The sequence below is a fragment of the Lysobacter enzymogenes genome, assembly GCF_900106525.1.
GTDB classification, from domain to species: domain Bacteria; phylum Pseudomonadota; class Gammaproteobacteria; order Xanthomonadales; family Xanthomonadaceae; genus Lysobacter; species Lysobacter enzymogenes.
Genome location: NZ_FNOG01000005.1, coordinates 90,145 through 105,326, shown reverse-complemented (window position 1 = coordinate 105,326; position 15,182 = coordinate 90,145). Strand labels below are relative to the sequence as shown.

General features: G+C 72.8%; 2 protein-coding genes (1 of these 2 running past the window's edge). Both read left to right on the top strand.

All coding sequences use genetic code 11. The annotated features are described in order from the left end of the window. Positions 1-4,509: the end of a non-ribosomal peptide synthetase gene (locus tag BLU84_RS26550; RefSeq protein WP_074868192.1), read on the top strand. The gene continues 12,087 nt to the left of window position 1, outside the view; 4,509 of the gene's 16,596 nt are visible here — the last part of the coding sequence; its start codon lies off the left edge, out of view; the stop codon is at positions 4,507-4,509. Continuing rightward, a complete protein-coding gene (locus BLU84_RS14080) occupies positions 4,506-15,182 on the top strand; it encodes an SDR family NAD(P)-dependent oxidoreductase (RefSeq protein ID WP_074868189.1) in 10,677 nt (3,558 codons plus the stop codon). The genes BLU84_RS26550 and BLU84_RS14080 overlap by 4 nt, the downstream gene beginning before the upstream one ends.

The following is a 15,182-nucleotide window of genomic DNA, read 5'->3' as shown; positions in this document are numbered from 1 at the left end:
GGCATCGCGCGCACCGACATCGACTTGTGCGACGACGACGGCCGCGTGTGCGTGCGGCTGCAAGGCCTGAGCGGACGGCCTTACCGGCACGCGAGCGCGGCGCCGTCCGCGCCGCGCACTTTGTTCTTCGTACCCTCGAACGCGGCCGGCGATGCATCCATCGCCACCGCTGCGAACGGCGAACGGCGCCTGCTGCTGGCCTGCGACGTGCCTGCCGCGGCGCTGGCGACCGTGGCCGGCGCGGCCGAATGCCGGATCCTCGACGCCGCCTCGGCCGACCCGGCCGAGCGTTTCGCGTCCTATGCCGGACACGTGCTCGCCGCGCTGCGCGAACTCGCCGATGCCGGCGCCCCGGCGCTGCTGCAGTTGGCGGTGCCGCAGCGCGGCGCCGGCCGCCTGCACGCGGCGCTGGCGGCGATGCTGCGTCAGGCCCAGTCCGAATTCGCCGGCTTGCGCACGCAGCTGCTCGCGGTCGAAGCGGGCGAGGGCGCGCACGTCTCGGCACGCCGCGTGGACGCCATCGCGCTGGCCGAGGTCGAACTCGGCGACGCCGCCGCGTCCTGGCGCGACGGCGGCGTGTATCTGATCGCCGGCGGCCTGGGCGGCATCGGCGCCGCTCTGGTCGCCGACATCGCCCGCAGCTGCGCCGGTTCGACGATCGTGATCGCCGGCCGCAGCGATCTCGACGCCGCCGGCCTGGAGCGTCTGCGCCGCCTGTCCGCGCTCGGCGCGCAGGTCGCGTACCGCTGCGTGGACGTGTCCCAGCGCGCCCAGGTCGAAGAGCTGGTCGCCGAGATCCTGGCCCATTACGGCGCGCTGCACGGCGTGCTGCACTGCGCCGGCAGCGCCCATCAGCGCCCGCTGTCGGCGCTGTCGGCGCGCGAACTGGACGAAGCGCTGGCGGCGAAGGTCGCCGGCGCGCGCTATCTGGACCTGGCCACGCGCCATCTGCCGCTGGATTGCTTCGTGTTGTTCTCCTCGCTGACCGCGCGCACCGGCGCGCCGGCCCAGGCCGCCTACGCCACCGCCAACGCCTTCCTCGGGCAGTACGCGCAGTACCGCCACGAGCTGCAGGCGCTGGGCGAACGCAGCGGCCGCAGCCTGGCGATCGACTGGCCGTACTGGGACAGCGACGGCGGCATGCAGTTGCCGGCGCAGACCGTGGCCGCGATGCGCCAGCGCGGATTCGCCGCGCTCGACGCCGACAGCGGAGCGGCCGCGCTGAAGCGGGCCTTGGCCTCGCCGTACCCGCAGCTGGCGGTCGCCCACGGCGACCCGGCGCTGATCCGCGCCGCGCTGGGCCACGACGGCGATGATGGCGGCGACGGCCCGGGCCGTGGCGCGCGCCACGACGCGCCGCGCGCCGCGCAGCAGCGCGCGCAAGCGGCGGAGCGTTCCGAGCCGCACCGCGGCGAAGCCGAGCCGGCCGCGGCCTGCGCCGACGACACCGCCGCGGCAATCGCCGCGCTCAGCGCGTTCCTGTCCGAACAGTTGATGATCCCGCCCGCGCGCATTCGCGCCGGCGACGGCTTCGACGGCTTCGGCATCGACTCGGTGATCGCGGTGCGGCTGACCGCGGCGCTGGAGAAAACCTACGGGCCGCTGTCGAAGACGCTGTTCTTCGAGTACGCCACCGTCGCCGAACTGGCCGCGCATCTGGCGACCCGGCGCGCACCGGTCACAGCGGCCGCCACGCAATCGGACGACGGCGCCGCCACGGACGCCGCAGCCGTAACTGCAATCGCGCCGGCGCCGCTTGCGCCGGTCCCGCAGTCTTCGCCGCAGCGCGCGGACGAGGGCATCGCGATCGTCGGCCTCGCCGGACGTTACCCGCGCTCGCCGACCTTGGCCGCGTTCTGGGACAACCTCAAGGCCGGCGTGGACTGCGTCGGCGAGATTCCGGCCGAGCGCTGGAGCCTGGACGGCTTCTACGATCCGGACCCGGCCGCGCACGGCAAGAGCTACAGCAAGTGGGGCGGCTTCCTCGACGGCGTCGCCGATTTCGATCCGCGTTTCTTCAACATCTCGCCGCGCGAAGCGCCGATGATGGACCCGCAGGAACGCCTGTTCCTGATGTGCGCGCACGAAACCCTGGAAGACGCGGGCTATACCCGCGAGGCGCTCAACCGCGGCGCCGAAGCCGGCGGCGGCGTCGGCGTGTTCGTCGGGGTGATGCACGCCGAGTACCAGTTGTACGGCGCGCAGGCGCAGATGTCGGGCGAGCCGCTGGCGTTGGGCTCGGGCATCGGCTCGATCGCCAACCGGGTCAGTTATTTCGGCAATTTCCAGGGGCCGTCGCTGGCGATCGACAGCATGTGCTCGTCCTCGCTGAGCGCGATCCATCTGGCCTGCCGCAGCCTGCGCGATGGCGAGTGCGCGGTGGCGCTGGCTGGCGGCGTCAACGTGTCGCTGCATCCGAACAAGTACCTGGGCCTGTCGCAGGCCCGCTTCGCCTCCAGCCAGGGCCGCTGCGCGGCGTTCGGCGAAGGCGGCGACGGCTACGTGCCCGGCGAAGGCGTCGGCGCGGTGCTGCTGAAACCGCTGGCGCAGGCGCTCGCCGACGGCGACCGCATCTACGGCGTGATCAAGGGCAGCGGGCTCAATCACGGCGGCCGCTCCAACGGCTTCGCGGTGCCCAACGCCGCCGCGCAGGCGCGCCTGATCCGGCGCACCCTGCAACGCAGCGGCGTGGACGCCGGCGCGATCGGCTACGTCGAAGCGCACGGCACCGGCACCGCGCTCGGCGATCCGATCGAGATCGCCGGCCTGACCCGCGCCTTGCGCGAGCACGGCGGCGACGCCGCGCCTGCCGCCGCTTCGATCCGGATCGGCTCGGTCAAATCCAATATCGGCCATTGCGAAAGCGCGGCCGGCATCGCCGGGCTGACCAAGATCCTGCTGCAGCTCGAGCATGCGACCCTGGTGCCGACGCTGCACGCGCAGACGCTCAACCCCAACATCGACTTCGCGCAGACCCCGTTCGCGGTGCAGCGCACGCTGGAACCGTGGCCGGCGCCGAGCCGCGCGGACGCGAGCCCGGCGCCGCGCGTCGCCGCGCTGTCCTCGTTCGGCGCGGGCGGTTCCAACGCGCATCTGCTGGTCGAGGAGTTCCTGGCGCCGGCGCGCGCGTCCGCGCCGCGGCCGCCGCGTCCAGCGCTGATCGTATTGAGCGCGGGCGAGTCCGAACGCCTGGACGAAGCCGCGCGACGCCTGCTGGCGAGCCTGTCGGCCCAGGGTTTCGGCGACGCCGATCTGGACGCGATCGCCTGCACCTTGCAGACCGGACGCGAGCACCACGCCCACCGGCTCGGGCTGAGCGCGGGCTCCATCGCCGAACTGCGCGGCAAGCTGGAGGGCTTCCTCGCCGGCGACCGCAGCCGCTGCCATCGCGGCGTGGCCGATCCGGAGCGGGCGCAGGCGCCCGCCGACGACCTGCTGGCGCTGCTCGAACGCGGCGAACAGGCGCATGTGCTGGCGGCCTGGGTCGCCGGCGTCGAGTGGCCGTGGACGCGCCTGTACCTGCAACGGCCGGCGCGTCTGCGCCTGCCGACCTATCCGTTCGCGCGCGAGCGCTATTGGGCGCCGGACGCGCTGCGGCCGCGCACGCAGGCGGCCACAGTCGCCAACACCGCGGCTGCAGCGGCGACCGCGCCTGCGCGCGGCGAAACCGTCGCGGCGGTGCAGCCGCCGACTGTCGTCGTGGCCGCAACGGCACCAGCCGCAGCGGCTGCCGGCACGCCGGCGCAGCTGCGCCAGGTCGAGGACGTGTTGCGCGAGACCCTGGCCGAAGTGCTGTACATGAAACCGGCCGACGTCGGCGCCCACACCACCTTCGCCGACCTGGGCATGGATTCGGTGATGGGCGTGGAGTGGTTGCCGATGATCCAGCAGCGCCTGGGCGTGTCGCTGGGCGCGACCAAGATCTACGAACACCCGACGATCCGCGAACTGGCCGCGTACGTGGCGGCGCAGATGCCCGCGGCTGCACTGGCGCCGACCGCGCCGACCGCGCCGGCCGCCGCCGCAGCTTCGCCGCAAGCGCGCGTCGCCGAATCCGACACCGCCAGCGCAACCGCGGCCATCGCCGCTGCGACCACGCCGGCGAGCGAATCCTCCGCACCGGCGCGACTGCGTGAGGTCGAGGACGTGCTGCGCGAGACCCTGGCCGAAGTGCTGTACATGAAACCCGGCGACGTCGGGGTCAACACGCCCTTCGTCGACCTGGGCATGGATTCGGTGATGGGCGTGGAATGGTTGCCGATGATCCAGCAGCGCCTCGGCGTATCGCTGGGCGCGACCAAGACCTACGAGTATCCGACGATCCGCGACCTGGCCGGCTACGTGCTGGCGCAAATGCCGGCCGCCGCCGCTCCGCCGTCGCCCGCCGGCGAGCCCGATCCGGTCGACCGCTGGCTGCAGGCGATCTACGAGGGCCGGGCGGATCCGGCCGAAGCGCAGCAATGGCTGGCGACGCTGGAAACCGAAGAAACGAGCGGACGGACACCATGAATCGAGAAGACATCCTGCGCGCGCTGCAGACCCGGCAGATCACGCCCGAGCAGGCCAAGCGCATGCTCGCCGCGACCGCGCCGACCGCCGCCGCACCTGCCGTTGCGCCGCAGGCCGCCGCGCCTCAAGCCATTGCGCCGCAAGCCGTCCCATCGTCGGCCACGGCCGCAACCGCGGCGCCCGCCGCCGCGGACGAGCGCATCGCCATCGTCGGCATGTCCGGCCGCTATCCGGGCGCGCAATCGCTGGACGAGTTCTGGGAACTGCTCGCCGCCGGCCGCTCGGGCGTGCGCACGGTCCCGGCCTCGCGCTGGGACGCCGAACAGTTCTACGACCCGCGGCCGCAGCAGCCCGGCAAGATCTATTGCACGGCCCTGGGCTCGATCGACGAAGTCGAGTATTTCGATCCGCTGTTCTTCGGCATTTCGCCCGCCGAAGCCACCGCGATGGACCCGCAGCACCGATTGTTCCTGCAGGAGAGCTACCGCGCGTTCGAGGACGCCGGCTACGCGCCGGCCGCGCTGGATGGCGCGCGCTGCGGCGTCTACCTCGGCATCATGGGCAACGAATACGTCGGCCTGTGCAAACTGGCCGGCGCCGGCATCGGCGAGGTCACCGGCAATTCCTCTTCGATCGCCGCGGCGCGCATCGCCTATCACCTCAATCTGAAGGGCCCGGCGCTGGCGGTGGACACCGCCTGCTCGTCGTCGCTGGTCGCCACCCATCTGGCCTGTCAGGCCTTGCTGGCCGGCGAGATCGACATGGCCCTGGCCGGCGGCGTGACCTTGTATCTCACGCCGGAAACCCACGTCAGCATGTGCGCCGCCGGGATGCTGTCCGCAGCCGGGCGCTGCAGCGCGTTCGACGATTCCGCCGACGGCTTCGTCCCCGGCGAAGGCGTGGGCACGCTGGTGCTCAAGCGCCTGAGCGACGCGATCGCCGCCGGCGACCGCATCCACGCGGTCGTGCTCGGTTCGGGCATCAACCAGGACGGACGCACCAACGGCATCACCGCGCCCAGCGGCAAGAGCCAGGTCGAGCTGCTGCGCGAAGTCTATCGGCGCCACCGCATCGATCCGGGCTCGATCAGCTATGTCGAAGCGCACGGCACCGGCACCCGCCTGGGCGACCCGATCGAATTCGAAGCGCTGGCGACGGTGTTCGGCGAAGCCGGCGCGGCCGCGTATTCGTGCGCGCTGGGCTCGGTCAAGAGCAATATCGGCCACGCCTCCGCCGCGGCCGGCGTCGCCGGCGTGCACAAGACGGTGTTGGCCCTGCGCCAGCGCCAACTGGCGCCGACCCTGCATTACACCCGGCCCAATCCGCACATCGAGCTGCGCGGCTCGCCGTTCGTGATCAACGCCGAACTGCGCGAATGGCGCAGCGCTTCGGCGCGCCGCGCCGCGGTGAGTTCGTTCGGCTACAGCGGCACCAACGCGCATCTGGTGCTGGAGGAGTGGAGCGAGCCGCAGACCGAGATTGCGGCGGACGCCGCCGGCGACGCCCAGTTATTCGTGCTGTCCGCGCGCGGCACCGACGAACTGCGCGAGCAGTGCCACGCGCTGGCCCAGTGGCTGCCGCGCAATCCGCACATTCCCCTGGCCGATGTCGCCTTCACCCTGCAGCACGGGCGCGCCGGATTCGAGCATCGCCTGGCCTTCGTCGCCGCCAGCCGCACCAAAGCGCTGGCCCGGCTGGAGGATTTTCTCGCCGGCCGCGCCGCGCCGGCGCTGTTCGCCGGACGGGTCACCGCGCAGATGCGCGAGGCCCTGCGCGCCGCAGCGGACGCGCCCGCGCCGCTGCGCAGCGATGCGCAGGGTTTGCGCGAACTCGCCGCGCGCTGGGTCGGCGGATTCGATCCGGACTGGCGCGAACTGCCGCGCGCCGCGGCGGTGCGCCCGGCGCACCTGCCGACCTATCGCTTCGCCAAGGACCGTTGCTGGGTCGATGGCGCCGAGTATGTGTTCGCCAACAACCGCGCCACGCGTCGCGAAGACCTCGCCAGCGACCTGGCCCACAGCGCCGACGCCGCGCCGCCGCCGCCGCCGGCCGAGCCCGAACTCAACGTGCCCGCGGAACTGGCGGCGCTGGAACTGCTGATCGCCGACAGCGAGCCGGTGCCGGCGCCGACGCCGGGCGCGATCGACGCCGGCGCGCGCGTCGTCCTGGTCGGCGCCGACGCGCAGCAGGCCGCGCAGTTCGCCCGGCTGTGGCCCAACGCCGGCGCGCTCGCGGCGCCGACGGCGCAGACGATCGACGCCTGGGCCGCCTCGGCCGGCGCGCTCGGCCGCATCGACCATCTGGTCTGGTTCGCCACCGGCGACGGCGCCGCCAGCGTCGATGCGCTGCTCGACTATCGCGCCAGCAGCGCCGAAGTGCTGGCCTGCTTCCACGCGATCAAGGCCCTGCTCGCACAGGGCTATGGCGAAGCGGCGCTGGAATGGACGCTGATCGTGCGCGACGGCGACGGCGATCCGACCCAGGCCGCGCTGCAGGGATTGATCGCCAGCGCGGTCAAGGAACACGCGGGCTGGAGCCTGCGCCTGATCGATCTGGGCGACGCCGCCGCGGCCGATCCGCTGCCGGTCGCGCAGATCGCCGCGGTTCCCGCCGACGGCCAGGGCCGCGCCTGGATCCACCGCGCCGGCCAGTGGTCGCGCGAGCGCCTGCGTCCGGTGCCGCTGCCCGCGCGCACCGACGGCGGCTTCCGCGAGGACGGCGTGTATCTGATCGTCGGCGGCGCCGGCGGCGTCGGCGAGGTCTTCACCGAGCATCTGCTGCGCCGCTATCGGGCGCGCGTGGTCTGGGTCGGACGGCGTCCGGCCGACGCGCAGATCGCGGCGAAACTGGCCCGGCTCGCCGCGCTCGGGCCCGCGCCGACCTATCTGCAAGCCGACGCGACCGATCCGGCCGCGCTGGCGCGGGTGCGCGCCGAGGTGTTGCGCGCGCACGGCCGCATCCACGGGGTGATCCACTCCGCGATCGAACTGCACGACCAGGCCCTGGCGGCGATGGACGCGGCGAGCTTCGAGCAGGCCTTCGCGACCAAGGCGCGCATCGCGGTGAATCTGCTGCGCGCCTTCGCCGACGACGGGCTCGACAGCCTGCTGCTGTTCTCCTCGCTGGTGAGCTATTCGCGCGACGCCGGCCAGAGCAACTACAGCGCCGGCAGCCTGTATCAGGACGCGCTGGCGCGGCATCTGGCCACGCGCTACGGCCGCCGCGTCAAGACCCTCAACTGGGGTTTCTGGGGCGACATCGGCGCGACCGCGACCCTGCCGCCGCGGGTGCGCGAGCGCTTCGCCCAGGCCGGCATCGGCGCGCTGCAGCCGGTCGAGGCGATGGCCGCGCTGGAAGCGTTCGCGCACGCCGCGTTGCCGCAGCTGGCGGCGTTGCACCGCCTCAATGGTCAAAGCCTGCGCGTGCCCGAGCCCGCCGCCGAAGCGCGGGCGCCGTCCGCGCCGTCGGCCGCAGCGCCGCCGGCAACGCAGACGCAGACCGTTTCCGAACCCGCACCGCAATCCGAATCCGAAATCGAACCCGCATCCGACCGAACGGTGGCCGTCATCGACCTCGAAGCCTATGTGAAGGACGCGCTGCTCGCGCAGTTGGCCGCAACCCTGAAGCTGGCGCCGGAGCGCATCGACCCCGACGGCGCGTTCGCCGGCTACGGCGTCGACTCGATCAGCAGCGTCAAGATCGTGCGCGCGCTCAACGACGCGCTCGGCATCGAACTGGCCGGCACCAGCCTGTTCGACCACAGTTCGGTCAACAAGCTGGTGCGCCACGTGCTGCAGGAGCACGACGGCGACAAGCTGCGCAACGCCGCGCGCGCCGCGCAGGCGCCGACCGCGGCCGCAGCGACAGCCGCGGCAACGCCGGACCGCGACAGCGGCGCGGCCGGACGCAGCGTCCAGCCCGAACCCGCGCGCGCGCAGGCCGGCCCGGCCGCGCCGGGCCCGATCGCCATCGTCGGCATGAGCGGCCGCTTCCCGCAATCGCCCGATCTGCAGGCCTTGTGGGCGCATCTGGCCGCGGGCGATGAAGTCACCGAGCCGATCTCGCGCTGGAAGGTCGACGCCTCGGCGCTGCCCGACGGCACCCAGGTCTGCCCGCGCGGCGGCTTTCTCAGCGACATCGACCAGTTCGATCCGCTGTTCTTCAACATCTCCGGCACCGAAGCCAACTTCATGGATCCGCAGCACCGCTTGCTGCTGGAATCCTCGTGGCATGCGCTGGAAGACGCCGGCTATGCCGGCGAAAGCATCGCCGGCGCGCGTTGCGGCGTGTACATGGGCTTCAACGGCGGCGACTACGGCGAGCTGTTGCACGGCCAGCCCTCGCTGCCGCCGCACGCGATGTGGGGCAACGCCGCCTCGGTGCTGTCGGCGCGCATCGCCTATTACCTGGACCTGCAAGGCCCGGCGATCACCCTCGACACCGCCTGTTCGAGCTCGTTGGTCGCGGTGCATCTGGCCTGCCAGGGGCTGTGGACCGGCGAGACCGATCTGGCCCTGGCCGGCGGCGTGTGGATCCAGTGCACGCCCGGATTCCTGATCTCCTCCAGCCGCGCCGGCATGCTCTCGCCGACCGGCCAGTGCCGCGCGTTCGGCGCCGGCGCCGACGGCTTCGTGCCGTCCGAAGGCGTCGGCGTGGTCGTGCTCAAGCGCCTGCAGGACGCGCTCGACGCCGGCGACCACATCTACGGCGTGATCCGCGGCAGCGCGATCAACCAGGACGGCGCCAGCAACGGCATCACCGCGCCCAGCGCCGCCGCCCAGGAGCGCCTGCAGCGCCACGTCTACGACAGCTTCGGCATCGACGCCTCGCGCCTGCAGATGATCGAGGCGCACGGCACCGGCACCATCCTCGGCGATCCGATCGAGGCCTCGGCGCTGACCCGCTCGCTGCGCCACTACACCGACCGCAAGGGCTTCTGCGCGATCGGTTCGATCAAAACCAACATCGGCCACACCGGCGCCGCCGCCGGCGTGGCCGGGCTGATCAAGGTGCTGCTGTCGCTGCAGCACCGGCAGATCCCGCCGTCGCTGCACTTCGACCAGCCCAATCCGCACATCGCCTTCGCCGACAGCCCGCTGACGGTCAACACCCGCCTCAAGCACTGGGACGCCCCGGCCGCGGGCGGGCGTCTGGCCGCGGTGAGCTCGTTCGGGCTCAGCGGGACCAACGCCCACGTCGTGATCGAAGAAGCGCCGCCCGCGGCGGCCGCAGCGAATCCGGCGCAGCCGACCCTGCTGGTGCTGTCGGGCTATCGCGAGGACGACCTGCCGGCTCAGGTCTCGGCCCTGGCCGAACACCTGGAGCGCAACCCGGCGCTGGAACTGGCCGCGGCCGGCTACACCCTGGCGCGCGGACGCCGCCATCACCGCCATCGTCTCGCCCTGGTCGCCGCCGACGCCGCCGATGCCGCCGCCGAACTGCGCCGCTGGCTGGCCGGAACCGGCTCGCGCGTGCTCGCGGGGCAGGCCGCCGCCGGCAACGCCCGCGCCGATCTGCTGGCGCAAGGGCAGGGCCGTCTGCAGGCGCTGGCGCAGGCGCGCGACGATGGCGAGCGCGCGCGTGCGCTCGGCGAACTGGCCGCGCTGCACGTGCAGGGGCTGGCGCTCGACCTGAGCCCGGCGTTCGCCGCGCAGCGGCGGGTTCCGTTGCCGCTGTACCGGTTCTCGCGCAAGCGCCATTGGGTGCCCGAACTCGCTCAGGCGCAGGGCAACAACGCTGCGGCAGCCGCAGGCGCCGCAGCGACTGCAAGCCTCGCAACGAGCGCCAGCGCGCCGGTCGCGGCGCCCGCCGCGCGCGTCGATGCGGTGGCGACGGTCAACGCCGCCGCGCCGAGCGTTTCCAGCGCCGCGCTGCATCCCTTCGTGCACGCCGCCGATCCCGGCGCCGACGGCCCGCGTTACGCCACCCGCTGGAGCGGGCGCGAACCGTTCCTGCGCGACCATGTGGTCCAGGGCGCGCCAATGCTGCCGGGCGCGGCCTGCCTGGAAATGGCCCGCGCCGCCGCCGAACTGGCGCGGCCCGGCCAGCGCGTGCGGCAGTTGCGCAATGTGGTTTGGCTGCGGCCGCTGGCTGTGTCCGAGCCGGTCGACCTGCGCATCGCGCTGGAACCGGTCCAGGCCGCGGCGCAGAGCGCCGACACCGAGTTCGCGTTCCGCCTGACCGGCGCGGGCAGCGACGTGCCGCACTGCCAGGGCCGCATCGCCCTGGGCGCGGTCGCGCGCGCGCCGTTCGTCGACGTCGGCACCGTGCGCATGCGCTGCGATCTGCGCACCGTCGCCGGCAGCGACTATTACCGCGTATTCGACCTCATGGGGCTGGCTTACGGCGAGAGCTACCGCGGCATCGAGCAGGCCTTCGTCGGCGCCGACCAGTTGCTGGCGAGGATCCGCCTGCCGGCCGTGGCCTCGGCGCAGGACGGCTTCCACCTGCATCCGAGCCTGCTCGACAGCGCGCTGCAGGCCTCGATCGGCTTCGAAATCGGCGACGGCCGCGAGGAACAGCCCTCCGACGGCGCCGCGCCGCGTTCGCTGATGCTGTTCGCGCTCGACCAGATCGAACTGTACGGACCGTGCAGCGAGCAGATGTGGGTGTGGATCCGCCGCGACCGCCGTCAGGCCAGCAACAAGCTCGACATCGACTTGTGCGAACCGACCGGGCGTGTAGTCGCCGCGCTGCGCGGCGTGACCTCGCGCGAAGCCGGGGCGCCGGCCGCGCGCGCGTCGGCGCCCGCGGCCGCCAGGCCCGCGCCGGCGCAGCCTGCGCAGACTCAGCAGACGCAAGCTCAGCCGGCGCCGACGTCGCAGCCCCCGACGGCCGCGGCGCAGCCGCGCCAGAGCGAAGCCTTCGCCGGCAACGACCGGGTCGGCGCCCTGACCCTGGCGCCGGCGTGGGAAGCCAGCGTGCCGCCGGAATCGGAAGCGTGGCCGCAGGCCCGGGTCGCGGTGGTGGTGATCGGCGGCGACGAGGCCCAGTTCGCGCAATTGCGCAAGCGCTTCCCGCGCGCGCGCCAGCTGCCGGCGGCGATCGCCGACACCGCCGACCGCGCCGCCGACGAGCTGCGCGGCGCCGGCAACATCGAGCATGTGTTCTGGCTGGTGCCGCCGGCGCAGGCGCGCTCGGTCGACAGCGACAGCATCGTGGTCGATCAGCAACGAGGGGTGATGGCCGGCTTCCGTCTGGTCAAGGCGCTGCTCAAGCTCGGTTACGCGGCCAAGCCGCTGGGCCTGAGCGTGATCACCGCCGGCACCCAGCCGGTGCTGGAAGACGAATCGATCGACCCGACCCACGCCGGCGTGCACGGACTGGTCGGCACCCTGGCCAAGGAATACCCGGCCTGGCAGGTGCGTCTGCTCGATCTGCAAGCCGATGCGCCGTGGCCGCTGGACGAGCTGCTGGCGCTGCCGGCCGATCGCGACGGCAACGCCTGGGCGCACCGCCACGGCCGCTGGCACCGCCAGCGCTGGATCGCCTGCGCCTTGCCCGAACCCGAGCAGACCGCGTTCCGCCACAACGGCGTCTACGTCGTGGTCGGCGGCGCCGGCGGCATCGGCGAGGCGTTCAGCGAATACCTGATCCGCCGTTACGCCGCGCAGGTGGTGTGGATCGGTTTGCGCAAGCGCGACGAAGTGGTGGAGGAAAAGATCGCCCGGCTGGGCCAGCTCGGTCCGGCGCCGCACTACATCTCCGCCGACGCCACCGACCAGCCGTCGCTGGAGCGCGCCTGCGCCGAAATCGAACGCCGCTACGGCGCCATCCACGGCGTGGTCCACGCCGCGCTGCTGATGGCCGGCGATCCGCTCGAACGCATGGACGAGCAGCGCTTCTGGCGCGGCCTGGCGGCCAAGATCGAAGTGTCGGTGCGCATGGCCCAGGCCTTCGCCCACCTGCCGCTCGACTTCGTGCTGTTCTTCTCTTCGATCCAGGCGCTGGAAAAGACCCCGCGGCAAGCCAACTACGCCGCCGGTTGCACGGTCGAGGACGCGTTCGCCGCGCAGTTGGCGCGCGAATGGCGCTGCCCGGTGCGGGTGGTCAACTGGGGCTATTGGGGGAGCGTGGGTTTCGCCGCGATCTCCAGCGGCTACCGCAACTGGATCGCCCAGGCCGGCATGGGCTCGGTCGAGCCGGCCGAAGGCATGGCCGCGCTGGAGCGTCTGCTGGCCGGCCCGCAACGCCAGCTGGCCTTCCTCAAGACCCAACGCGCGGACGCGCTGACCGGCGTGCAGTTCTCCGACGACCGCGTGTGGCGGGTCGGCGCGACCTTGCCGGTGGTGCCGCTGGACGCGGCGGTCGACATCGACCCGGCCACGCTGGCCGGGCAGGGCCTGCCGGAACGCTTCGAGACCTTGCTGCTGGAGCTGCTGCGCCACGAGCTCGACGCGCTCGGCGTGTTCGCCGCCGCCGACCCGGCGGCGCGCGAGCAAGCCGTGGCGCCGCAGTACCGCGCATGGCTGCGGCATACCTTGAACCTGTTGGCCGAGCGCGGCATGGCGGTCGAACGCGACGGTGCTTGGCAGGTCGTCGGGCCGATGCCGGCGGCTTCGCCGTGGCAGGAATGGGAGCGCAACGCCGCGCAATGGCTCGACAGCGCCGAGCTGGCCGCGCCGGTGCGTCTGGCCGAGGCGACCCTGCGCGAACTGCGCCCGGTGCTGAGCGGCCAGCGCGCCGCCACCGACGTGCTGTTCCCGAAGTCCTCGCCGCATCTGGTCGAAGGCATCTACCGCGACAGCCCGGTGCCGGACTACTTCAACAAGGTGCTGTGCTCGACGCTGGTGCGTTACATCGAGCGCCGGCGCCGGATCGATCCCGACGTGCGTCTGCGCATCCTGGAGATCGGCGCCGGCACCGGCGGCACCACCACGCCGCTGGTGCAGGCGCTGCAGCCTTACGCGGCGTCGATCGCCGAGTATCGCTTCACCGATATCTCGCGTTCCTTCGCCGTCGCCGCCCAGGACGAGTACGCCCAGCGCGCGCCGTACATGACGTACGGCAGCTTCGACGTCGAACGCGCCGCCGCGGCGCAGGGCATCGAGGTCGGCGGTTTCGACCTGGTGGTCGCCGCCAACGTGCTGCACGCCACCGGCGACATCGCCCGCACCCTGCGTAACGCCAAGGCCGCGCTCAAGCGCAACGGCGTGCTGCTGTTGAACGAGGTCTGCGCGACCAGCCTGTTCGCGCACGTGACCTTCGGCCTGCTCAAGGGCTGGTGGCTGTACCAGGACGCGCACCTGCGCATCCCGGGCTCGCCGGCGCTGTCGCCGGAATCGTGGCGCGCGGTGCTGGCCGAGCAGGGCTTCGAGGCGATCGGCCTGCCGGCGCAAAGCGCGCGCGAACTGGGCCAGCAGATCGTGGTGGCGATGAGCGACGGTTGGGTGCGGCAGCCGGCGACGGCGTCCGCCGCCGCGCCGGCCATCGCGCCCGCGCCGCAGGCCGAGCCTGCGCCGCAACCCGTGCCGCAACCTGTGGCGCAGCCCGCACCGCAGCCGGCGTCGGCGCAGGCCGACGTGGACGCGGCGATTCGCCGCATCGTTCGCGACACCCTGGTGCGCGTGCTCGAGATCGACGCCCAGGCCTTGTACGACGACGCGCCGCTGACCGACTACGGCCTGGATTCGATGCTGGCGGTGCAGGCGGTGGAGTTGTTGAACGTCAACGCCGGCGCCGAACTGACCACCACCAGTTTGTTCGACCATCCCAGCGTCGACGCGGTCGTGGCCCACCTGCTGTCGATGCGGCCGCGCACCGCGGCCTCTGCGCCCGTAGTCGAAGCGCGCCCCGTGCAGGCGCCCGCGCCGGCGGCGGCGATTGCGACACCCGCCGCACCGGCGCCCGCCGCACCGGCGCCGACGCGCGCGCCGGCCGCGGCCAGCGCGGGCATCGCCCAGGCGATCGCCCAGGCCCTGGTCGAGATCGCCGGCATCGACGCGGGCGACATCCGCGGCGATGTGGACTTCGTCGACTACGGCATCGACTCGATGCTGGCGGTGCAGATCGTGGAAGCCTTGAACCGGCGGTTGGTGGTCGAACTGACCACCACCAGCCTGTTCGACCATCCGACCATCGACGCCCTGGTCGCGCATCTGCTGGCCAGCGCCGGCGGCGGCGAAGCCGCGCCGGTCGCGCCCGCCGATCCGCAACCGCAACCGCCGCTGCGCACGCAAGCGCAGCTGCCGGCTTGGGCGCAGCCGCAGCCGTGGACGACGGTGGCCCAGTCGGCGCCGCAACCGAGCGCGGTTACGACGGCGGCTCCGGCAATCGCCGCGGCAGCGACTGCGAGCGCTGCGCCGGCGGCGGCCGCACCATCGGCCGCCGTTGCGGCACCCGCGCGCACCGGCGGCCTGCGCGCACGCGTGCTGCAGGAGTTGCTGGCGGTGCTGCAGATCGACGCCGCCGAGTTCGACCCCGCCACGCCCTTCACCGACTACGGCCTGGATTCGATGCTGGCGGTGCAATGGGTCGAACGCTTGAACCAGTCGCTGCAGCTCGAGCTCACCACGACCAGCCCGTTCGACTATCCGACCCTGGACGAACTGATGCAGTACATCGCCCAGACCCACGGCGAAGACGACGGCGCCGCGGCGGAGCAGGGCGTCGCTGCGCCGGCGCCGGCGACGCCGCCGAAACGCCGCGAGCAGCCGATGAGCTACACGCTGTGA